Below are 22889 nucleotides of genomic sequence, written 5' to 3'. Positions count from 1 at the left end.
AAAAGGCCCCGTACCGTTCCCGGTGCGGGGCCTTTTTCATGTCAGGGCGTCGCCGCCACCCCGCCGGGGGGCGTCAGTTCCTTCAGCCCGCCGTCATGGCCCAGCACGAACAGCCGCACCCGCTGGCCGGCCAGGTCGGGCGGAATGGGCAGGCTGAAGCCGCTGTCGGTCATCCGCCCGTCCTGCAGCACGGCGGCGACGTCGGGCCGCGCACCGCCGGTCGGCGCGGTCGCCACGATGCGGTCCCCCACCCCCAGCAGGACGAAGGCGGCCGGCGCCGGCACCGCCGCATCGACCGCCCAGCCGAGCGCGGCCGGCGAGCCGGAGGGAAGCTGCACGAAGCGGTCGAGCGAGCCGAGCAGACCGCCCCCGAGCAGACCGGCGTCGCGCGGCGGTACTTCCAGCCGCAGCCGTGCCGACGCCTCGTCCAGCCTGCCCGCCCGCAGCAGCGTGGCCAGGGTCGCCCGCTCCGGCCGGCTCGCCGTATCGGCCAGGATCGACTGCACGAAGCCGGCCTTCAGATCGTGGGCGGCCTGGAGGAAGGGCGCGATGTTGCGCGGCGAGGCGGAGGGGCAGACCAGCGGCTGGCTCCAATCCATGCCGGCCGTGCCCATCCCGGCGGGCGTGCGGATCGATTGCAGGTAGGTGGCGACGCAGCGTTCCGCCGCCGCGTCGCGCTCCGCCACCATGCGGTTGAGGCCGGCCACGCTCCAGTGCCGCCAGAAACCGTCCGTGCCGGCGCCATGGCCGACGGCGAGCGCCGCCGCCAGCACCAGCCCGGCGGCCGTGCCTGTGCCCAACCCGGCCTGCTTCCGGCGGCCGAGCAGCAGCGTCCAGCCGGCGACCGCCGCGGGGAAGGCCAGCAGCACCGGATAGGCGTAGCGCGGGATGGTGCCGCAGCGCATGGCGGCGGCGATGCCCTCGCCGCACAGCCCGGCCCGGCCCAGCGCGGTGGTCATGGTGACGATCACCGTCCCGGCGATCAGCCCGGCGATGGCGAAGGCGGCGTTGCGGTTCTCCCGCCCGGCGCCGCCCAGCAGCAGGCCCGCCGCCGGGATCAGGCAGAGCGCCAGTGCCGCCGCTCCCGCCGCCAGCGACAGCGGCGCGCCCACCGCCTCCACCGGCAGGCCGGCGGCGGTGGCGAAGGCGCCCAGCTGGAAGGCCCAGAAGCCGCTGTGCCAGGGCAGCACCAGCGGCTGGCCGGTGTGGTTGGCGTAGGAGCCGCTGAAGGTCATCCACAGCATCGCCGCGGTCAGCAGCAGCCCGCCGCCGACCGCCACCAGGGTGCGGCCATCGAAACGGTCCCGCCAGCCCCCGCCCTGACGCAGCGCCAGCACCGCCCCGGCCCCGGCTGCCCCCAGGGCATAGCTGGCGCCGAACACCCCGGTGGAGCCGAAGGCCAGCAGGAACAGCGTCGCCGGCACCAGCCGCCCGCGGGCCAGCATGTGGAGGAACAGGAACAGGCAGGTGAAGAAGATCGGCTGGGCCAGCCCCATGTGCTGGTAATAGAAATACTCGTTGTTCAGCGTGCCGGTCAGGAACAGCCCGGCCGCCGCCACCGGCACCGCATCCCAGGCCGACCGCACGCAGTCCCGCAGCAGGACCAGGGCGTAAGCGGCGAGCATGGCGGCGAAGGCCAGCCAGCCGACCAGCCGGAAGGCGAGGAAATCGACGCCGATGGCCTGCCACAGCCCGTGGGTCAGCAGCTTGAAGAACGGCGCCACATGGTCGCTGTCCTTGGCGAAGATCGACTGGACGGTCAGCGGCTGCTGCACGCCCTGGGCGGTGCCGAAGAAATAGCCCCAGTCGTCCCAATAGGGCAGGCCGGTGCTGGCATGCATGTTCATGCCGAACTGGTAGGCGACGATCAGCCCCCCCAGCCCCAGCAGCAGCCCGACCAGGATGCGCGCAAGCGACGAAGCGCGGCCGGAGGGACCGTCGGCGCGGGCAGCGTTGTGCATGTCCGCCCCCCGCGCGTCCGGGAGAGCGGACGATCCAGACTGTCTAAACTCATCGAAACGCGCTCCCGGAGCGGCGGAAACCCCTGCCGTTAGGCATTGGGACAGCCGAGCCATCGCCACAGGCGGAATGGTCTTGGATGTTAGACAGGTCCATGCTATCTAATTCCACATGGTTGATTATCGGTCGAACAAAAACATAGTCTATTCGTGCAAGTACCATGCAATCTGGTGCCCAAAGTACCGTCGCCCGGTGTTGATCGATCCGATAGGCGGGCGGCTGAAGGAGATCGTCGCTGGCGTGTGCAAAGAGACGGGCGCCGAGTTGGTCGAAGTGGAAGTGATGCCAGACCACGTGCATTTGCTTGTCGGCTGCGACCCGCAATTCGGCATTCATCGGCTGGTGAAAGCGATCAAGGGCCGGTCGTCCCGTTTGCTGAGGGACGAGTTCCCCCAACTCAAGTCGCGGCTTCCGAGCTTGTGGACCAACAGCTATTTCGTCTGCACGGTTGGCGACGCTCCGCTCGACGTAATCAAGCGGTACATCGAAAACCAAAAGAGCGTCTGACCCATGCAGAACCGAGGCTGCAAATTCCGGCTGTATGCGACCGCTGAACAGGAAACCATGTTCGGTCAGTACGCTGGCGTTTGCCGCCTCGTTTACAATCTCGGCCTGGAGCAACGCTGCGATTGGTGGCGCCAGTTCAAGGCCAACACCGGAATTACGATCAGCTATCCGTCGCAGGCTCGCGAGTTGACCGCGCTTCGCGCCGAGTTCGACTGGATCGCCGCCGTGTCGATCATCTGCCAGCAGCAGGCGCTCCGCGATCTCGACAAGGCGTTCGGCAACTTCTTCGCCGACAGGGCCGATTACCCGACACCACGCAAGCGGGGCATGAACGATGCTTTCCGGTTCAGTGGGCGCGATTGCCAGTGGCGCAAGCTGAATGCCAAATGGGCGGTGGTGAAACTGCCCAAGATCGGCGAGGTGAAGTTCCGACTGACCCGCGACATTCCCGGCACGGTCAAGAACGTCACCGTGACCAGCGATGCATTGGGCTGGCACGTCGTGTTCTCGACCGAGGTCGAACACACCGCGCCTCCGAACTTTGCCCCGGCTATCGGCATTGACCGGGGCGTGGTCCACACCATCGCTCTGTCGGACGGCACATTCCGCGACATGCCGAAGGAGCATCTGAACCTTTTGGACCGCCGGGCGCGCAAACAGGCTCGCAAGCTGGCGCGGTGCAAGCGCGGCTCGAACCGTCGTCACGCTGCGCGCAAGATCCTGGCACGCACCAAAGCGAAGATCGCCCGCATCCGTTTGCACTGGAACCACGAGCGCACCACGGAGATTGCCGCGATGCACAGCGTTGTTGTGCTGGAGGCGCTGAAGACCACGAGCATGACGGCGAGCGCGGCCGGAACGATCGATGAGCCGGGGAGGAAGGTGCGGCAAAAGGCGGGGCTGAACCGCGCCATCCTGAACAACGCTTGGCATCAATTCGAGACCCTCCTTTCCTACAAGATCGCCGAACGTGGCGGTGAGTTGCGTAAAGTCAATCCGGCATACACGTCGCAGTGCTGCGCTGAATGCGGGACAATTGATAAAGCAAGTCGCGAGAGCCAAGCGACTTTTCGATGTGGACATTGCGGGCATACGGCACACGCCGATACCAATGCTGCCCGCAACATCCTAAGGGCTGGAACACAGCCCGCGCCGAGGTCTTCCGGTAGGAAACCGTTGAAGCGCGAACTGAAGAGAGCGGCCTAGGCTGCTCTTGGAAATCCCCGGCTCTAGCCGTGGGGAAGATGTTAAGCGGCGTTTTCCATCGGTGCCAGGGGCGGTGCCGGTGTCTGGGCCGGGCGGTCCAGCGCGGTGGCGAGCGCGGTCCAGGCCCACAGCAGGCCGCGGTGGTCGGCCTGCCCGCCGCGGTGCTCGTCCCAGCGCGCCGCCAGCCACTTGCCGTCCACCCCGATGCGCGCCGCCGTTTCCAGCGGCGGCTGGGGCAGGTGGCGCAGCCAGCGGCTCAAGGGGATGCCGAAGCCCTTCTTGGGCCGCGACAGGATCGCCGGCGGCAGCAGCGGGGCCATCGCCTTCTTCAGGATCCATTTGCGGGTGCCGCCCATCAGGCCGTTCGGCTGCAGCTTGACCGAGGCCGGCAGCCGGCTGACGAAGGCGACGAGGTCGCGGTCGAGGAAGGGCGAGCGCGTCTCCAGCGAACAGAACATGCTGGCGCGGTCGGCCTTGATGAGAAGGTTCTCGCCCAGATAGAAGCGGCCGTAGAACTCGATGGAGCGGTCCACGTCGTGCCGGCTGGCGCCCGACCGCCACAGGGCGTCGGCCTCGTCATAGAGGTCGTCGGCGGACAGCTCGGTGCCGAACAGCCGCGACACCTCCTCCACCGACGCCGGACCCAGCCAGGACGGCATCCAGTGCGCCGGCTGGTGCCCCAGCCCGCGCAGGGCCCGGCGCAGCTTGAAGTCGAAGCTCATGTTGCGGTCCGAGCGCGGCAGCCGGTGGGCCACCGCCTCGGCCAGCCGGTGCAGCGGGCGGGGGACGGCATGGTGGTAGAGCCGCGCCGTGCGCAGCGCGTCGAAGGTGTCGTATCCCGCGAACAGCTCGTCGCCGCCGTCGCCGGTCAGCGCCACCGTCACCCGTTCGCGGGCGAAGCGCGACAGCAGATGCGTCGGCAGGATGGAGGGATCGGCGATCGGGTCGTCCAGCCGGCCCAGCAGCTCCGGCAGCATCCCCGCCGCGGTGTCGAGGTTCAGCGTGCGGCAGGCATGGTCGGTGCCGTAATGGCGCGCGGCGTCGGCGGCATAGCCGCTCTCGTCGAAGCTCGGCTCGTCGAAGCCGATGGTGAAGGTCTTCATCGACGCCGGGTCGCGGTGCTTTGCTGCAAGCGCCACGATGGCGGCGCTGTCGATGCCGCCCGACAGGAAGAAGCCGACCGGCACGTCGCTCAGCATGCGGCGTTCCACCGCGCGGTCCAGCAGCTCGCGCAACTCCTCCGCCCACTCGTCGGGACCGCCCGGCGGCCGGTCGTCCACCACCATCCGGTATTCCCAGTAGCGGCTGACCGACAGCCGGCGGTTCGCCAGGTCGTAGACCATGCTGCAGCCGCCCGGGAGCTTGCGCACCGCGGCATGGGCGGTCAGCGGCGCCGGGATGAAGCCGTAGGCGAAATACTTGACGAGCGCGTTGCGGTCGAGCGTGTCCGGCACCGACGGGTGCGACAGCACCGCGGTGGCCTCCGACGCGAAGACCAGCCCGCCCGGCGTCTCGGCGTAGAACAGCGGCTTCTTGCCGAAGCGGTCGCGCCCGAACACCAGCCGGCCCTGGCGGCGGTCATGCAGGCAGAAGGCGAACATGCCGTTCAGCCGCTCCAGCATCTCCAGGCCCCATTCCCGGTAGCCGTGCAGCAGCACCTCGGTGTCGGAATGGTCGGTGACGAACCGGTGGCCGGCCTGCTCCAGCGCGCGGCGCAACTCGGGCGCGTTGTAGATCTCGCCGTTGTAGACGATGACCAGATCGCCCTCGGCCGTCGCCATCGGCTGGTGGCCGCCCTCGATGTCGATGATGGCGAGGCGGCGGAAGCCCAGATGCACCGGCAGCGCGCCGCTGTCGTCGATATGCACGCCGTCGTCGTCGGGGCCGCGGTGGCGGATGATGCTGGTCATGACGGCGAGGTCGCGCTCGCCGCCGGGTCCGGCGAAGCCGGCGAAACCGCACATGGGGCTGCTCTCCCGAAGGGACTGCCGAAAGTGGCGACGGGGGCTAGGTGTAGCGTCTCGCCCAACCGGGTGCCATGGCGAAATGCCGGGAATGCGATGATGGGCCGCCTGGACGGAAAGTCGCGCGGGCGGAAAGTCGTGGCTTCCGGTTCCGGCTTTGGATTACAGCAAGTGCCATAGGCCATGGGTCCTGCGTCAGGCCGGATGGGGCAGCGGGGATAGGGCAGCGGGGATGGGATGGAGCGAATGATCGGCGGGCCAGTGGATTTGGAGGGTGGCTTCAACCGCATGCGGCCGTGCCGCCACGGGTTGATGGTCTACAACCGCAACGACCAGTATGTCGGCCGCTCCCTCGACCTCTATGGCGAATATGCCGAGCATGAGGTTGCGGTGTTCCGCTCGATCCTGCGTTCCGGTGACGTTGTGGTGGAGGTCGGGGCCAACATCGGCGCGCAGACGGTGCCGCTGGCCCGCATGGTCGGGCCGTCCGGCTCCGTCCTCGCCTTCGAGCCGCAGGAGATGCTGTTCAACCTGCTCTCCGCCAATCTGGCCCTGAACGGCATCGCCAATGTGCGGACCCGGCGCATGGCGGTGGGGAGCGAGGCCGGATCCATCCGGGTGCCGGTGCTCGACCCCAGCCGCTCCAACAATTTCGGTGCCCTCGCCCTCGGCGGCTGGGACCATGGCGAGCTGGTCCCGCTGGTGACGCTGGACAGCTTCAACCTGCCGTCCTGCCGCCTGCTGAAGGCCGACGTCGAGGGCATGGAGGCCGAGGTGCTGCGCGGGGCGGCCGGGCTGATCGCGCGCCATCGTCCGGTGCTGTATGTGGAGAACGACCGGCGCGACCGCTCCCCCGCCCTGATCGGCTTGATCCGTTCGATGGGCTACCGGGTCTGGTGGCACACGGCGCGCCTGTTCCACCCCGGCAATTTCGCCGGCAACCCGCTGGACGTCTTCGATGGGATCGGCGCCGTGAACCTCCTCGCCCTGCCGCCGGGCACCGACATCCACATCCCCGATCCCGAGATCACCGACGATCATGCCTGGTGGCGCTAAGGCAACTCTCCATCGTGACCTTTGGTGTCCGCGAACGGCTTCGAGCGCCTGTGCTTGACCGTTTTTTCATAAATTGATTAATAGTCTGCCCTGGTCCACTCCTGAATTGGAAGAGCTGCAGGAAATGAAAGCTGTAATACTTGCCGGCGGCCTTGGAACGCGGCTCTCCGAGGAAACGGACCTGCGGCCCAAGCCGATGGTGGAGATCGGCGGCAAGCCGATCCTCTGGCACATCATGAAGATTTATTCTTCGCATGGCATCAATGACTTCGTCATTTGCCTGGGCTACAAAGGCTATGCGATCAAGGAGTATTTCTCCAGCTATTCGCTGCACAATTCGGACGTGACCATCGACTTGCGGACCAACACGGTCGAGGTTCACCGCCGTCTGGCCGAACCCTGGCGCATCACCCTGGTCGAGACCGGCGAATCCACCCTGACCGGCGGCCGCATCAAGCGCGTGCTGCCCTATCTGGAGGGGGAGGAGGCCTTCTGCCTGACCTACGGCGACGGCGTCGGCAATGTGGACATCTCCGCCTCGGTCGCCTTCCACAAGGCGCATGGCCGTGCCGCCACCATGACCGTGGTGCATCCGCCCGGCCGCTATGGCGTGGTCGAGCTTGAGGGCGACCGCATCTCCGCCTTCCAGGAAAAGCTGCCCGGCGACGGTGCCCGCATCAACGGCGGCTTCTTCGTGCTGTCGCCGACGGTCGGCCGCTACATCGACGGCGACGACACCATGTGGGAGCAGGAGCCGTTGCGCGGCCTCGTCGAGGACGGCCAGCTGCACGCCTGGAAGCATGACGGCTTCTGGCAGTGCATGGACACCATCCGCGACAAGCGCCTGCTGGAGGATCTGTGGGCCGCCGGCAACCCGCCCTGGAAGACCTGGTAACCGCCCCGATGTCCGCCCCGTCGATGTCCACCAATCCGTCGTTCTGGTCCGGCAAGTCGGTCTTCCTGACCGGCCACACCGGCTTCAAGGGAAGCTGGCTCGGCTTTTGGCTCTCCGCCATGGGGGCGCGCGTCACCGGCTACGCGCTGGAGCCGCCGACCACCCCCAGCCTGTTCGAGGCGGCGGGCCTGCGCGACCGGCTGCACCGCAGCGAGATCGCCGACATCCGCGACCGCGACCGGCTGGAGGCGGCGCTGTCCGCCGCCCGTCCCGACATCGTCATCCACATGGCGGCCCAGCCGCTGGTGCTGCGTTCCTATCGCGACCCGGTGGAGACCTACGCCACCAACGTCATGGGCACGGTGCATCTGCTCGACGCGGTGCGCCGGATCGACAGCGTGCGCGTGGTGGTCAACGTCACCAGCGACAAATGCTACGAGAACCGCGAGTGGGTCTGGGGCTATCGCGAGAACGAGCCGATGGGCGGCCGCGACCCCTACAGCAACAGCAAGGGCTGCGCGGAGCTGGTGACCGCCGCCTTCCGCCAGTCCTTCTTCCCGCCGGGGGAAAGCCCGGTCGCCCTGGTGTCGGGCCGCGCCGGCAACGTGGTGGGCGGCGGCGACTGGGCGGAGGACCGGCTGGTCCCCGACCTGATCCGCGCCTTCCTAGACGGCCGTCCGGCGGTGGTGCGCAACCGCCATTCCACCCGGCCCTGGCAGCATGTGCTCGACCCGCTGCACGGCTACCTGATGCTGGCGGAAGCCGCCTGGAACGAGCCGGCGACCCATGCCGAAGGCTGGAACTTCGGCCCGGCCGAGGGCAGCGCCCGCCCGGTCCACTGGGTGGCCGACCGGCTGGCCGCGCTGTGGGGCGACGGCGCCGCCTGGGTCGACAACAGCGGCCCCGCCGGCCCGCACGAGAACCGCTTCCTGGCGCTCGACTGCTCCAAGGCGCGGCAGCGGCTGGGCTGGGCACCGCGCTGGGATCTGGCGGAGACGCTGGCCCGCACCGTCGAGTGGTATCGCGCCTATGGCCGCGGCCAGGACATCCCCGCCCTTATGTCGGCCCAGCTTCTTGCGTATAACGAGGCCCGTCCGGCCGCCTGACGCGGCCGGCGCCCTTCCGCATCACCGTTTCTTCCGTGAGACCGTCATGACCTCCTCCTCCTCGTCGCCGGCCCCCTCTTCGTCAGCCGGTTCGGCGGATCGCCGGGAAGACCTGCGCCGCCGGATCCTCGATCTGGTGGCCGAATATGCGGAGGTCGCCCATGCCGACCGGCCCTTCGACCCGGAACGCTCGCCGGTCCCGGTCAGCGGCAAGGTCTATGGCGGCGAGGAGATGTCGCTGCTGGTGGACTCCGCCCTCGATTTCTGGCTGACCACCGGCCGCTTCAACGACGCCTTCGAAAAGCGGCTGGGCGGGTTCCTGGGTGCCCGCAACGTGCTGACGGTCAATTCCGGCTCGTCGGCCAACCTGCTGGCTCTGACCGCGCTGACCTCGCCCCTGCTGGGCGACCGCGCGCTGCAGCCGGGCGACGAGATCATCACCTGCGCCACCGGCTTCCCGACCACGGTGAACCCGATCCTGCAGAACGGGATGGTCCCGGTCTTCCTCGACGTCGACATCCCGACCTACAACATGGACATGCGGCTGCTGGAAGAGGCGGTCGGACCGCGCACCCGCGGCATCATGCTGGCCCACACGCTGGGCAACCCCTTCGACCTTGCCGCCGTCACCCGCGTCGCCGAGAAGCACGGGCTGTGGGTGGTGGAGGATTGCTGCGACGCGCTGGGTGCGCGCTATGACGGCAAGCTGGTCGGCAGCTTCGGCGACATCGGCACCCTCAGCTTCTACCCGGCCCACCACATCACGATGGGCGAGGGCGGGGCGGTCTTCACCAACAACGCCAAGCTGAAGCGCTCGCTGGAATCCTTCCGCGACTGGGGCCGCGACTGCTGGTGCCAGCCGGGCCAGGACAACACCTGCAAGCAGCGCTTCAACTGGCAGCTCGGCGACCTGCCGCACGGCTATGACCACAAGTACATTTACTCCCATCTCGGCTACAACCTGAAGATCACCGACATGCAGGCGGCGGTCGGGCTGGGCCAGATGGACCGGCTGGACGGCTTCATCGAGGCGCGCAAGGTCAACTTTGCCCGCCTGAAGGCCGGTCTGGCCGAGCTGGCCGACATGCTGATCCTGCCGGAGGCGACGCCGAACAGCGACCCGTCCTGGTTCGGCTTCCCGCTGACCGTGGCGGCCGACGCCCCCTTCAGCCGTGACGAGCTGACCCGCGAGCTGACCCGCGCCCGCATCGGCACACGCCAGCTGTTCGGCGGCAACCTGCTGCGCCAGCCCTACATGAAGGGCCGCCCGCACCGCGTCGTCGGCGAGCTGACCAACAGCGACATCGTCACCGCCCGCACCCTGTGGATCGGCGTCTATCCGGGCCTGACCGCCGCCCACATCGACTATATGCTGGACGTCATCCGCAGCTTCGTCCGGGCGCGGACGGCCGGCTGAGGGCCGCCGGGCGATGCGTGTTCTCGTCACCGGCTCCGCCGGCTTCCTCGGCGCCCATGTGGCCGCCCGCTTCGGCCATGCCGGCTGGACGGTGCTGGCCGCCGGCCGCGAGGGCAGCGACGGCTGGCGTCTCGCCCGCCTGGGCGTGGCGGCGGAGCCGGTGCGGCTCGACCTGACGGCATCGGGGGAGGAGATCGCGGCGGCGGTGGCCGGGGCGCGTCCCGACCTGATCGTCCATTGCGCCGCCTATGGCGTCGATTACCGCTTCCAGGACGTGGCGGCCTCGGCCCGCACCAACCTGGAGGGCACGCTGCACCTCGTGCGCGCGGCGGCCCAGGCGAAAGTCGGCCGCTTCGTCCATGTCGGCACCTGCTACGAATACGGCCCCTCCGACCGCCCGATCGGCGAGGACGCGCCGCTTGCCCCGCGCAGCCTCTACGGCATCACCAAGGCGGCGGCGACGCTGGCAGCGCTCGGCACCGCCGCGTCCCACGGGCTGGCGCTCGCCGTGGTCCGGCCCTTTGGCATGTACGGCCCGCTGGAGAACGACACGAAATTCGTGCCGATGATCCTGCGCGCCTGCCGCGAGGGCCGGCGCACCGAACTGACAGCCGGCGGCCAGCTGCGCGACTATGTCTATGTCGGCGACGTGGCCGGGGCCTGCCTGCGGCTGGCGGAGCTGCCGGACTTCCCGGCCGGTGAGATCGTCAATCTCGGCTCCGGCGCGCCGATCACCATCCGCGCCCTGGGCGAGGCTGCGGCCCGCGCCGTCGGCCATGGCGGCGACGCCCTGGTCTGGGGCGCCTTGCCCTACCGCCCGGACGAGGTGATGAGCATCGTCGCCGACGCCGGCAAGGCCGCCGCAAGGCTCGGCTGGCGGGCCACGACCCCGCTGGACGAGGGGATGCGGCAGACGCTGGCCTTCCTGGACCCACCCGAAAATTTCGGAGCTTCCCCGTGCGCTACCTGATCACCGGAGGCTGCGGCTTCCTCGGCAGCAACCTCGCCGCCGCCGTTCTGGAGCGTGGCGAGGACCTCTGCGTCTTCGACAACCTGTCCCGCCGCGGCAGCACGCTGAACCTCGACTGGCTGCGCGGCCAGGGCGAGTTCGAGTTCCGCCACGGCGACATCCGCAATCCCAACGACGTGCAGCGCGCGGTGGCGGAGCTGCGGCCGGACGTGGTCTTCCATCTGGCGGGTCAGGTGGCGATGACCACCTCGCTGGCCGACCCGCGGCTGGATTTCGAGGTCAACGCGCTGGGCAGCTTCAACCTGCTGGACGCGGTGCGCCGTTCGGCCCCCGACGCCCTGGTGCTCTACAGCTCGACCAACAAGGTCTATGGCGACCTGGAATGGACGCCGTATGAGGAGACGGAGACCCGCTACGTCGCCCCGGCCTTCCCGAACGGCTTCGACGAGACCGCGCCGCTCGACTTCCATTCGCCCTACGGCACCTCCAAGGGTGCTGCCGACCAGATGATGCTGGACCATCACCGGGTGTTCGGGCTGCGCACCGTGGTGTTCCGCCATTCCTCCATGTATGGCGGCCGGCAATACGCCACCGCCGACCAGGGCTGGGTCGGCTGGTTCTGCGGTCTGGCGGTGCAGGCCGGGCTCGGCCAACTCAAAGCACCCTTCACCATCAGCGGCACCGGCAAGCAGGTGCGCGACGTGCTGCATGCCGAGGACATGAAGACCCTCTATTTCAGCGCGGTGGAGCGGGCCGACGCGGTGGCGGGCCAGGTGTTCAACATCGGCGGCGGCATGGCCAACAGCCTGTCCCTGCTGGAGCTGTTCCGCCTGCTGGAGGAGCTGCACGGGGTGGAGATGCGGTTCGAGCGGCTGCCGCCGCGCATCAGCGACCAGCGCATCTTCGTCGCCGACATCGCCAAGGCCCGCCGCCTGCTGGGCTGGGAGCCGAAGGTCGATGCCCGCCGCGGCGTTTCCGACATGCTGGCCTGGATCGCCCAGCAATAGATCGTCCAGCAATAGATCGACTGAGACCGAGCATGCTGCATTTCTTCTGGACGCCCTACACCTTCCGCCGCGACAGCTACGACAAGTACGAGGCGAACAACGCGGAGATCTGCAAGCATGCGCGCCGCGTGCTCGGCCGCTTCACCGACGTCCATCTCGACAGCTTCAACGCCTCGCGCGTCACGCGGAACCCGGCGGACATCCTGCTGGGCCACACCAGCTTCGATTCCGCCGGCGGGCTTGCTGACGACTGGGTGCGCGACAACGCGCTGGAGCCCGGCCAGCCGGCCCATCCCAACACCTATTTGATGCTGCCCCTGCTCCCCGAACCGGTGGAGGAGCACAAGAGCTGGAGCCCCTTCATGGACAGCCAGCTCCAGGGGGCGCGGCTGATCTTCGGCATCTGCGGCGACTATTGGTACGAGCGCATCCAGGCCCTGCCGGGCGACGACATGCTGGGCCGGGTCAAGGACCGCATCGTCCGCATCGACATGGGCTGCGAAGGCCACCGCTTCGCCCCGCCGCGCAGCTATTCGCAAGCCAGCATGCGCGGCCTGCTGCACATGAGCGACCTCGCCCCGCACAAAGGCTTCGACCTGCTGCTGAACAGCGTCGCCGGCACCGGCGCCGTGCTGCATGCCGGCAGCAGCGCGCTGCGCGCCCACCCCTACCAGCGCGTCCGCCTGAACGGGCACGAGTTCGTCTCGCTCGGCTGGGTCGACAACAGCTCGGCCCAGCAGGACCGCTTTATCAAGGACAACTGCGCCTTCTACATCCACGCCAGCTCGCGCGACGCCCAGGCCACCGCCATCCTGGAGAACTGCGCCCGCGGCCTGGTGCCGATGGTCACCCCGGAGAGCGGCTTCCGTTCCCCCTACGCCATCGAGTTGACCCAGGACGCCGAGGCCAACCGCGCCATCATCGCCCGCGCCCTGACGATGCCGCAGGAGGAGTATGAGCGGCGCAGCGCCGGCGTCGTCCGGCAGGTGCTGGAGCAGCATTCCTGGGACCGCATCTTCACCGGCATCTGGGAGCGCATCCAGCAGGACATCGCGGAGCGTGAACTGTGACGGTGCAACGGCTTGCCCGCTGCAGCTGAATCAGGGGTGGAGCAGGAAGCGGAACCGGTGCGGCCAGTCCGAAAATGCTGCCTGTTCATACCCAAGCGAAGTCGACAGGCTGGCGAAATGCATAATGCCGAGAAATATCCTGGTTTTGTTCGTCCATGACCAGGATTTGTTTTCCGGTGCATAATAGGCGAATCTCGGGGATGGTATGAATTCTCCCCATAGGCCGTTCATGACGCTCAGATACATCGGGGCGGCATAGGCATGCAACGTTCCGGCATAGCTGGTGATCTCCGGAAATTTGAGCAGCTTCGCCTCATAGGCGATGCCGCAAAATCTTGGGAAGGATAGCATGTATGGGGATGACATTGAGGCTATCCTGACCATTTCCCGATCCCTCTGAGGGAACTGCGCGCTCTCCCTCATGATGGAATGTCTTTCTATGCCGTCTGTCGAGTATTCAGCATGTTCGAACAAAACAAAGCTTGCCCCTCTTTCTCTGGATTTTCTCAACTCTTCCGAGAAGTCGCTAAGGCGTTCTCCGTTGACGGTCTGAAAATTAAGGATAATGTCGTCATCGGCGAGCGGGACGATCCAGCTGTCGTCCTCCATATCCTTTGCAAGTTCGCAAAGAGACAGGAAGTTCCTGTCAAAATCCTGCCCTAACGGAACCTGGATGTGATCGAAATTGATTTGAAGAATTTCCTCTAAATCTGCGCGGGAAAACGGGGAAATCACAACCGTTTTGTATAGGGAAAGGTCCATGTATCTGAGATTTTTTTGAACATGTGGATATGGCTATTTATGAATATAGCAACAGTGATTTGGCGGCCCCTTGAATTTTTATCAAAAGTCATTTGAAGGCATCCAGGAGAAAATTGAATCATTCGAAAAAGAATCGTTCGGATGAACGAAGATCTTCCAAGAGACGTCTTTTGTCACCAAAGGAATAATTGAAGTATAGTCTCTCATAATTGGGCCAAATATCTTTGATTGGCTCATTATATTCTGAAGAAAATTCTGAAAGAAGTCGGCGTATTCCTGCGAGAACGTGATCGTTCTTTCCGCTCCATGTCTTTGTATCTTCGTTCTTGTTGATAAAGAAAAGAGGGTCACGGGTGATGCCGACGCGGGCAGGGCTTATCTCGCGCGCCTTTCTCGCGAGTGCATTGAGGACAAACCCGATATATGCGTGGTGCGTTCCAATATGTGATTCCGTATCCATGAAATCAATCAAAGATCTTTTGATGATAAAGCATCCAAAAGACGGAACTGCTTGAAGTATAGATCGGAATAAATTTCCTAGATTTGAAATTGTTCCATAGTCACCGCTGCAATAAACGCCATATTGAGGCTGAGAAATAAGATCGAATTTCCCGGAATCCAAGATGTTGTATGCAGAATAGTTGGCAAATATAAGATCTGGATCAATTTCTTGAATAATTTTCCTGATTACGCTCAAGGAGTCTGGTGCAATGATGTCGTCATCCGCGCACCACCAAAGATAGTCGCTGTTGGTGTCCTCTTTTTCGACAGCCAGAGCAAGGCTGCGGTCGAATCCGACATTCTCAGGCCATCGGTAATAGGAGAGGTTGTTTCGCTTGTAGACCTGATCCCAAGCAACCTGTTCGGTCCCATCCGTGGAGTGATTATCGAAAATGCGAACATTGACATTCGGCGACGAAATGATGCTTTCGTTGCGGACAAAAAAATCTTGCAGATAGGAAGCGCGATTGTAGGTGGTTATTCTGATGCCTATGCGGCTGGACGCGTACATTATATGGAAACCTTGAGCTTTGTGAAATTTTCCAAGCTTCGGTAAAGAGTTGGTACTATGGCAGAGCGCGTCCAATCAAGGGACCAATTCCACCCCGTAGGCCCGCAGGTGATCCTCATAGGGGATGACCCGGCGAGCGATGCGCACCTCCTGCCGCCACAGGGCGGCGGCGGCTAGCCGGGCGGGCGGCGGGGCCATCGGCGACTTCATGAACCACATCAGCGCATGGTGATAGCAGGTGAAGAAGCGCCCGCTGGCGACGAGGTCGGAGGTGATGCCGCCGCGCCGGAAGGTGACCAGCGGCTCGCCGACATAGGCGACATAGGGATAGCGGCTGGCGGCGATCAGGTAGATCAGGCAGTCGGGGCCGGCGCCGTGCGCCTCGAAATCGGCGGCCGAACCGCCCGCCGGGCCGGGGCCGAGGTCGCTGACGATGCCGTCGCGCAGGTCGGCGGTGCGGAACAGCGCCGCGCAGGGCGACACCGGCAGGCCGCCGAAGTTCGACAGATACTCGACGACGAAGGTGTCGGACGGGAAGGTGTCGACGAAATACTGGTGGATGACGCCGTGCGACGCCCCCGCCTCGTCCACCAGCTTGGCGGGAGTGAAGACGAAGGCGACCCGCCCCTGAAGGCGCGGCAGGGTGCGCTCCAGATAGGCCGGCTCCAGCCGGTCGTCGGAGAACAGGATCTTGGAGACGGGCGCCCGCGCCTCGGCGACGCAGCGGCGCCAGTTGTTGACCGGGCCGATGTTGGCGTCGTTGCGGAACAGGCGCAGCCGCCCGTCCTCCGCCGCCAGCCTTTCGCAGATCGCCCAGGTGCCGTCGGTGCTGGCGTTGTCCACCACCACCACCTCGATGTCCCGCACCGTCTGGGCGAGCGCGGAGCGGATCGTCTCCTCGATCTCGCGCTCCCGGTTGTAGGCCGGGATCAGGATGCTGACGAGTGGAGCGGAAACGGCGCTCATGCCTGGGCCGCCTGGATCTGGGCCGCCTGACGCCGGTTGCGCTCCTGGATGTAGGCGTTGAAGTCGGCCACCGTGATCAGCGGGAAGCTGCCGATATACTGCACCGCCGCCTGCCCGATCTGTTCGACCAGGAAGGTGAAGACCGCCAGCTCGACCTGCCGGTCGATCTTCGTCAGCTCCGCCCCGCGCTTGGCGCGCAGCGTGGAGTAGATGCGGTTCAGCTGGGCGGCGCGGGTCTCCGGCGACTTGCGGTAATTGGTCACCGCGCCGTTGCCGGTCTGGATTTCCCAATTGTGCTCGCCGTCGCGGATGGTGATGAGCGGGTCGAACACATAGCCCAGCCGCTGGCCCGACAGGCCGAGATACCAGTGGGCGTATTCCTCCGACCCGCATTCCCAGGATTCCACCATCGGCGCCAGGAACTGGGCCGTGCGGTAGAGGCCGGTCAGGGTGTTGACGAACAGCGGCGGCGACGGCGGGACGTGCAGCGACACCGGGTTCAGGTAATAGCCGTCGATCACCGCCTCCATCCCCGGCCGCAGCGTGGTGTGGAAGGGCTGCGGGTGCGGGCGCCCGTCCATCAGGATGTGGTGGGCGTTGGAGAAGCAGGCGTTGACCTCCGGCACCCGGCGCAGCAGGTCGACCTTGTGGCGCAGGTTGTCGGCGTCCCAGAAATCGTCGTCGGCGGTGAAGGTGAAGAACTCGCCGGTGATGAAGCTGAAGGCGCGGCGCGCGTTGCCGTCCATCCCCAGGTTGGTCTCGTTCTTGTAATACCGGACGCGCGGATCGGCATAGCGGCCGGCGACGAGATCGCGCGTCTCGTCATTGTCCGAATTGTCGGTGATGATGACTTCGTAATTGCCGTAGGTCTGGGCGAAGACCGTGTCCAGCAGCTCGCGCAGCAGGGCCGGGCGGTTGCGGGTCGGGATGCAGATCGAGACCCTGTCTTTTACAAGCTGTTCCATGACGTCTTTCTCTGCCGCGTCCATTTTCGCCTTGCCTGGGCTGCCTCTTCTTCCGGCGGCGAAGCGATATCACCCCGAAACCGGCAGGGTCAACCGGCCCCCGCCCGCTCCCGTCCCGCCCTTATTCCCGCGCCCGCACCCAGGCCTGGTACAGCCCGCCGAAGATCATCGGATGCTCCGCCTCCAGCCGGTCCCAGCGGGCCAGCGAGGTCATCGTCGGATCCTCGGGGAAGCGCTTGCGGTAGAGCGCCGCCACGGCGGGATCGGCCAGCCGGAAGCCCAGGAACTCCAGGCCCAGCGTCTCGAGCGCGCCGGCCAGCCAGGGCAGGGTGACATGCAGCTCGTGGACATGCATCAAAAGGTCGCGGCAGGCGCTGGTGCCGTAGAAGTCCGGGGAATGGACGACGGCGCGTGCCGGATGATCGGCCGGCAGATCCTGGATGTCGCGGCGGACATGGCGGATGCCGTCCAGCGTCGGCGGATGGCCGCGCTCGGCGATGAAGGCGCGGGCGGCCAGGATCGGCCGGCGGGCGGCGGCGCTGTAGAAGCCCACCTCCATCACGCCATGCGGCCGCAGCAGCCCGCGCAGCACGCGCAGGCCCGCCATCGGGTCTTCCATGTGGTGCAGCACGCCGACGCTGTGGATCACGTCGAAGCGGCGGCCCAGCGTCCCCAGCTCCAGCAGATCGGCCTGGGCGAACTCGATGTTCTTCAGCCCCAGCCGCCGGCTCTGCCGCGTGGCGTAGGCAAGGCTGCGGCGGCTGAGGTCGACCGCCAGCACCTTGGCGTTCTTCAGGGTGGAGGCGGCCCACACCGCCTCGCGCCCGGTGCCGCAGCCGGCGACCAGCACCTCCGGCGCCTCCCAGCCCGGCGTGTCCCAGGCGGGGGAAGCGGGCAGGGCGGCATGGGGGAACAGGGCATGCAGGAAGCGGGGCAGCGTCACCGGCTCCGGCAGCAGGCCGGTGCTCATCCAGCGCGGATAGGGGTTCTCCTCGTACTGGGCGCGCACGCCGACCGATACCGGGTGGCTGATCGGGGTCAGCGCCGGCAGCTCCGCCTGGATCGCCGCCTCGGCCAGCGGTTCGGCGACCTGCCGGTTCAGCAGCCGGGCGATCTCGTCGGGCCAGGACAGGGACTGCAGGGCGGCCGCCCGTTCCCAGCGGTAGAGCGGCCGGTAGGCGCCGAGCAGGGCGACCAGCACCGCCGGCGGCTGCTCGCCGCTCCCCAGCGTCGCCTCCGCCGTGCGGACCAGCACCGCCAGCACCTGGAACTCGCCGTCGGTCTCGGCGAAGACATACTCGTTGAGGAAGCACTGCTCGGCGATGGCCGCGCACAGGGTGCGCCAGGCCGGCCGGTCGGGCAGGCCGGGGCCGGTCAGCGCCAGCAGCAGGACCCGGCGCAGCCGGGTCATCGCCCGCTCCAGCACCGGATCGCAGACCGGTGCCGCGCGCAGATGGGCCAGCAGCAGCGCGTCCTCCGCCAGCCCGGCGAGCGAACCGTCGGCCAGCAGGTTGCGGCTGGCGTCGTCCAGGGCCGGGCCTTCATTCTCCGGCAGGGCGGCGAGGGTCCGGATGACGGGCGAGGCCATCAGCACGCCGGCGATGGCGCGCCCCAGCCCGGCACCCTCCACCTCCGGCCGGCCGAGAGCCGCCAGCAGGTCGGCGCGCAGCCCCTCATCCACTCCGTCGGCGGGTTCGGGCGGGGCGGCGTCGCGCAGCGCCTCGGCGAAGGCGATCCAGTTGCGCGGCGCGCCGGGGGCGAGGCGGATCGCCTTGCGCGCATAGGGCAGGGCCTGATCGCGCCAGCCGCCTTGCAGGAACAATGCGGCGATGCCGAAGCACAGCTCCGCGTCCTCCGGTGCGGTGCGGGCGATGCCGAAGGCCTCCGCCTCCGCCTCGGCGGTGCGGCCGGCGGCGATCAGCAGCGACAGCAGGGTGCGGCGCAGCGGCAGGGGAAGCGGCTGGTTGGCCGGCCGGCCGGCGGTGGCGCGGCGCAGTTCCTCGATGGCGGCGTCGGGGTTGCCGGTTTCCTGGTGCAGGCGGGCGAGGTTGTTGTGGACCTCCGGCAGGTCGGGGGACAGGCGCAGGGCCTCGCGGTAGGCCTCCAGCGCGCCGGCGGCGTCGCCGCCGGATTGCAGGGCGGCGCCCAGATTGGCCAGCAGCGGCGTCCGGTTGGGATCGTCCGGGTTGGCGATGCGGGCCAGCCCGTCGCGGCAGACGGTGGCGGCCTCCTCCCAATGGCCGGCGACGCGCAGGCTGTCGGCCAGCCGCAGCCGCGTGTCGAGATGGCCGGGATCGACCGCAAGCACCCGGTGGAAGGCGGCGATGGCCGATTCCGGCTGGCCGGCGCGGTGGTGCAGGGTGCCGATCAGGTACAGGGTTCCGGTCAGGCGCGGACGCAGCGCCACCGCCTGTTCGGCCTGCTCCAGCGCCTCCTCGTCCCGGCCCAGCCGGGCCAGCAGCGAGGCGTGGTTGCCCAGGATCTCCGGCAGGACCGGCCGGTGGGACAGCGCCCGGCGGAACAGCGTCTCGGCCTCCTCGGTCCGGCCCTCCAGCATGCGGACCAGCGCCAGGGTGCCCAGCGTCTCGGCCTGCGCCTGACGCAGCGATTGCGCCGGCTGTGCCGTGCCGTCGGCAAGGCGCAGGGCCATGTCGCAGGCCGCCGCCGCTTCGGCCAGCTGGCCGCGGCGCAGCCGGGCGAGCGCCTGCGCGCGGTGGGCCTGGACTGCAGCCTGGGCCGCCCCCGTCTCGCCCAACGCCCCGGTCCCGTTCCCGTTCCCGGTCCGCCGCAACGCCTCGGCAGCCGCGGCATAGCCGTCGTCGGTGCGGCCGGCGGCGATGAATGCCAGGGCCAGCACGCTCCAGCCCTCCGCCCGGTCCGGCTGCGACCGGACCGCCGCTTCCGCCCAGGCCACGCCATCGGCCGGCCGGCCCAGGATGCGGGCCGCCTCGGCCAGCGACAGCAGCCCGGCGGCATCCCGCGGCGGGTTGGCGCACAGTTCGCGGTAGGGGCCCTCCGCCTCCTCCGGCCGGCCGGTCCGGCACAGCTCCAGGATCCGCGACAGGCGCTGTTCCAAGGCCTGACGGTCCAGGCTCTGCTGCTCCGGGCCGTTCTGGGCGGTCGGAAGGTCGGTGGTCCCGGTTGCGCTGTCGGTGGTCATGGAGCAGGACCCTTGGATTGGAGAGGGAGGGCTGTCGGGTCTCAATATGCCTGGTAGGATTTTTCCTCGACCAGTTCGGAGCCGAGCAGCCGGTTCAGGTCGCGCTTCAGCGCCGCGCGCTGGTCGTTGGTGCGGTAGACCCGCCGGGCCAGCTCGACGAAGCGCGGGCCGAAATCCTTGGCGCGCTCGCAGTCGCGGATTTCATCCTCGATCTCCCACAGGGTGGTGTTGACCGCACGCAGATCGTCGATCACCGCCGCGACCTCCGGCCGGGCGGTGTCGGCCTGTGCCGCGACGGCTTCCAGCGCTTCGCGTTCGCGCCGGACGTTGGCCAGCTTGTCGGCGTCTGCGATGCGCTCGGCCTTGATGTCGAGGATGGTGATCTTGTCCAGCAGTTCGCCCCAGGATACGGGCGCCAGGATCGGCATGTCGGAAGCTCCGGTTCGGGTGTGGTTGACGTGTGTGGCGCGCTCGCGGAGCGCGTGTTCCAGGCGGTCCATGGCATCGTCCCAGGAACCGGGGCGGTCCTGGCGGAACAGGCGCATGGTCGGATACCAGGGGCTGTCCTCGCGGTCGAGCATCCAGCGCCAGTCCGGCGCGAAGGGGACCAGCACCCAGACCGGGACGCCCAGCGCACCCGCGAGATGGGCGACGGAGGTGTCGACGCAGACCACCAGGTCGAGGCCGGCCATGATGGCGGCGGTGTCTGCGAAGTCCCGGATGTCGGGCGACAGGTTCAGCAGGGGGAATCCGCCGGGCGGGTTCGCCGCCTGTCCCTCGGTCGGTCCCTTCTGGATGGAGACGAGGCTGACGCCGGGGATGGCGGCGAGCCGGGCGAAGGGAGCGAGCCCGATGGAGCGGTTCCTGTCGTTGCCGTGGGTGGGCGATCCGGCCCAGACGATGCCGACCTTCAGGCGGCCCCCGTCCTTTGCCAGCCCCTTCAGCCGCTCGCCCCAGCGCGCCACCAGATCGGGCTCGGCCGTCAGGTAGGGCACGCGGTGCGGGATGGTGTCCATCTGGGTGCCGAACACCTCGCCCAGGCTCAGCATCGGCAGATGCAGGTCGAAGGCATCGGTGGGGAACTGGCCGCTGACGAAGCGCTCCACGCCGGGGAGCCCGGCCATCACCCGCTCCAGCGGGGCCGGCAGGCCCAGGATCACCCGTCCGCCGCGTGCCGCCACCAGGGGCACGTAGCGGCAGAACTGCAGGGCATCGCCCAGCCCCTGTTCGCCATGCAGCAGGATACGGCGGCCCTCCAGCGGCTCGCCCGTCCAGCGCGGCTTGGGCATGGCGGCAAGGGTGGGGGCATCCTTGCAGCGCAGCCGCCATTCATATTCGCGCCAGCCCTCCTCGAATCGGCCGGCGACCAGCAGGGCCATGCCGAGGTTGCGGCGGGCGTCCGGGCCGGCCGGGTCGATTGTGACGGCGCGGCGGAAGCCGGCGATCGCCTCAACCAGCCGGTTCTGGTTCAGCCGGGCGTTGCCGTGGTTGGCATAGCCGCCGGCGAAGCCCGGATCGACAGCGACCGCGCGGGCATGGGCGCGCGCCGCCTCCTCCAGACGCCCCTGCTCCTGCAGGCCGAGGCCGAGGCTGGTGTGGCCGGCGGCGAAATACGGATCCAGCGTCACGGCGTGGCGGTGGCAGGCCATCGCCTCGTCCGTGCGGGCCAGCCCGCGGAGCGCTATTCCCATATTGTTGCAGGCGGCCGCATGTGCGGGATCGATGGCCAGCCCGCGGCGATAAGCCGTGACGGCCTGGTCCAGCGCATCGCGTTCCTGCAGGACGTTGGCCAGCCCGTTGTGGCCTTCCGTCGCCATCGGGTCGACGCGGATCGCGCGGCGATAGGCCCGTTCGGCTTCTGCGGAGCGGCCCTGTCCGCGGTGCAGTCCCCCCAGGCTTTCATAGGCGGCGGTCAGGCCCGGCCGCAGGGCGATGGCGCTGCGGTAGGCCGCCGCCGCCGCCTGTCCGGCCCCGAAGTCGCGCAGCATGTTGCCGAGATTGAGGCGCGGCTCCGCCATGGCTGGATCGAGGCGCAACGCGCGGGCCAGCAGGCGCAGTGCTGCGCCGCCCTGGCCGGTGCGCCGGACGGCCAGCCCCATCAGATGCAGGGCGTCGGTCTGGTCGGGTGCGATCTCGATGATGCGGCGGTAGATGCGGGCCGCAACGGCGACCTGGCCGCTCTGGTGGTGCCGCACCGCCGCGGCGAGTGCCTCCTGGATGGTCGCCATGTTTGCTCGGTCGCCTCTGTCGGTCCTGCGGCATCGGTTCGGCAGCCTGCCGATCCGGCCGCCGGAACGGAATAGCGGGTGTTCCCGAATTCTCCAAGCGTGATCCTGGTCGCACATGCGTCCACGTCAGGCATCCACGCCGGGGCGTCGCCGGCAATACTGTCCATATTATGAAATTGTAACGATGATGACTGCATAGGCTTAAGCCAAGCCGTTGCCGCCGAAGTGACGGTGACCGGAAAGGCTGCGTAAATGCTCGCCGTCGCAGATGCGAGTCGAGTGGAAATGAGCCCTGCATCGGGGCGGCCACGGCGACGGATTGTTGGACTGTGGGTACCACCAACTTCAACCAAGCCTGTTGCGGATTGGCCATACCGGGTATTTCGACAGATTTTCCAGACACTTGTTGGGGGGAGCGTAGGAGTGGGATATGGCCCTTATGGGACTGCCCGTCCGGTCAGGCGTTTCGCCCTACCCACTTCGGTAGAAACGCGTTGCTTTGGGTCCATTCCTTCGGATAACAAGGGCACGGTGTGTTAGCTCGCGCTAGGACTGACTCTGCCTGCCATCAGCCGAGCG

General features: G+C 67.6%; 17 protein-coding genes. 9 read left to right on the top strand and 8 right to left on the bottom strand.

Translation table 11 applies throughout. The annotated features are described in order from the left end of the window. Nucleotides 1-41: 41 nt before the first annotated feature. Nucleotides 42-1961 (bottom strand): hypothetical protein, encoded by a 1920-nt coding sequence (locus tag AB8P05_RS32485; RefSeq protein ID WP_472762052.1) that lies wholly within the window; start codon nt 1959-1961, stop codon nt 42-44. Between the two features lie 169 nt (nt 1962-2130). Here AB8P05_RS32485 and tnpA point away from each other — a divergent pair, with 169 nt between their 5' ends. Both tnpA and AB8P05_RS32475 read left to right on the top strand, forming a co-directional pair. After that, nucleotides 2131-2526, top strand: a complete 396-nt coding sequence (gene tnpA, locus AB8P05_RS32480; RefSeq protein ID WP_472762051.1) for an IS200/IS605 family transposase — start codon at nt 2131-2133, stop codon at nt 2524-2526. Between the two features lie 3 nt (nt 2527-2529). Then, a complete protein-coding gene (locus AB8P05_RS32475) occupies nt 2530-3732 on the top strand; it encodes an RNA-guided endonuclease InsQ/TnpB family protein (RefSeq protein ID WP_472762050.1) in 1203 nt (400 codons plus the stop codon). Between the two features lie 41 nt (nt 3733-3773). Here AB8P05_RS32475 and asnB read toward each other — a convergent pair whose 3' ends face one another. After that, nucleotides 3774-5696: an asparagine synthase (glutamine-hydrolyzing) gene (gene asnB, locus AB8P05_RS32470; protein ID WP_472762049.1), complete on the bottom strand. Its 1923-nt coding sequence runs from the start codon at nt 5694-5696 to the stop codon at nt 3774-3776. 246 nt (nt 5697-5942) lie between these two features. Between asnB and AB8P05_RS32465 the strand changes: the two genes are divergently transcribed. The 7 genes from AB8P05_RS32465 to AB8P05_RS32435 all read left to right on the top strand — a co-directional run bounded on the left by AB8P05_RS32465 (nt 5943) and on the right by AB8P05_RS32435 (nt 13217). Next, nucleotides 5943-6752 (top strand): FkbM family methyltransferase, encoded by an 810-nt coding sequence (locus AB8P05_RS32465; protein WP_472762048.1) that lies wholly within the window; start codon nt 5943-5945, stop codon nt 6750-6752. Between the two features lie 124 nt (nt 6753-6876). Continuing rightward, nucleotides 6877-7647, top strand: a complete 771-nt coding sequence (rfbF, locus tag AB8P05_RS32460) for a glucose-1-phosphate cytidylyltransferase (RefSeq protein ID WP_472762047.1) — start codon at nt 6877-6879, stop codon at nt 7645-7647. A gap of 8 nt (nt 7648-7655) precedes the next feature. Beyond that, nucleotides 7656-8753, top strand: coding sequence for a CDP-glucose 4,6-dehydratase (gene rfbG, locus AB8P05_RS32455; RefSeq protein ID WP_472762046.1), 1098 nt, complete (start codon nt 7656-7658; stop codon nt 8751-8753). A 46-nt stretch (nt 8754-8799) separates the two neighbouring features. Beyond that, a complete protein-coding gene (rfbH, locus tag AB8P05_RS32450; protein ID WP_472762045.1) occupies nt 8800-10170 on the top strand; it encodes a lipopolysaccharide biosynthesis protein RfbH in 1371 nt (456 codons plus the stop codon). A 13-nt stretch (nt 10171-10183) separates the two neighbouring features. Beyond that, the gene (locus AB8P05_RS32445; RefSeq protein WP_472762044.1) at nt 10184-11140 is read left to right on the top strand and encodes an NAD-dependent epimerase/dehydratase family protein; all 957 of its coding nucleotides are present in this window, start codon (nt 10184-10186) and stop codon (nt 11138-11140) included. Then, a complete protein-coding gene (locus tag AB8P05_RS32440) occupies nt 11128-12147 on the top strand; it encodes a GDP-mannose 4,6-dehydratase (RefSeq protein ID WP_472762043.1) in 1020 nt (339 codons plus the stop codon). Before AB8P05_RS32445 ends, AB8P05_RS32440 begins: the two co-directional genes overlap by 13 nt. Before the next feature lie 32 nt (nt 12148-12179). Then, nucleotides 12180-13217, top strand: a complete 1038-nt coding sequence (locus tag AB8P05_RS32435) for a glycosyltransferase family protein (protein ID WP_472762042.1) — start codon at nt 12180-12182, stop codon at nt 13215-13217. Nucleotides 13218-13247: 30 nt separating this feature from the next. On the opposite strand, the gene AB8P05_RS32430 is transcribed toward AB8P05_RS32435, so the two are convergent. The 6 genes from AB8P05_RS32430 to AB8P05_RS32405 form a co-directional block, all read right to left on the bottom strand. After that, nucleotides 13248-13979, bottom strand: a complete 732-nt coding sequence (locus AB8P05_RS32430) for a hypothetical protein (protein WP_472762041.1) — start codon at nt 13977-13979, stop codon at nt 13248-13250. Between the two features lie 118 nt (nt 13980-14097). Next, nucleotides 14098-14991 (bottom strand): glycosyltransferase, encoded by an 894-nt coding sequence (locus AB8P05_RS32425; protein ID WP_472762040.1) that lies wholly within the window; start codon nt 14989-14991, stop codon nt 14098-14100. 75 nt (nt 14992-15066) lie between these two features. After that, nucleotides 15067-15957, bottom strand: a complete 891-nt coding sequence (locus AB8P05_RS32420; protein ID WP_472762039.1) for a glycosyltransferase family 2 protein — start codon at nt 15955-15957, stop codon at nt 15067-15069. After that, entirely contained in the window at nt 15954-16922 is a 969-nt protein-coding gene (locus AB8P05_RS32415; protein WP_472762038.1) for a glycosyltransferase family 2 protein, read from the bottom strand. The genes AB8P05_RS32420 and AB8P05_RS32415 overlap by 4 nt, the downstream gene beginning before the upstream one ends. A 121-nt stretch (nt 16923-17043) precedes the next feature. Next, the gene (locus AB8P05_RS32410; protein WP_472762037.1) at nt 17044-20082 is read right to left on the bottom strand and encodes a tetratricopeptide repeat protein; all 3039 of its coding nucleotides are present in this window, start codon (nt 20080-20082) and stop codon (nt 17044-17046) included. 41 nt (nt 20083-20123) lie between these two features. Continuing rightward, the gene (locus AB8P05_RS32405; RefSeq protein ID WP_472762036.1) at nt 20124-22310 is read right to left on the bottom strand and encodes a DUF6165 family protein; all 2187 of its coding nucleotides are present in this window, start codon (nt 22308-22310) and stop codon (nt 20124-20126) included. Between the last annotated feature and the right edge of the window lie 579 nt (nt 22311-22889).

Source organism: Azospirillum sp. VT-I1, assembly GCF_055698305.1.
Note: the sequence above shows the minus strand (reverse complement) of the source record. Positions and strands in the feature narration are given on the sequence as shown.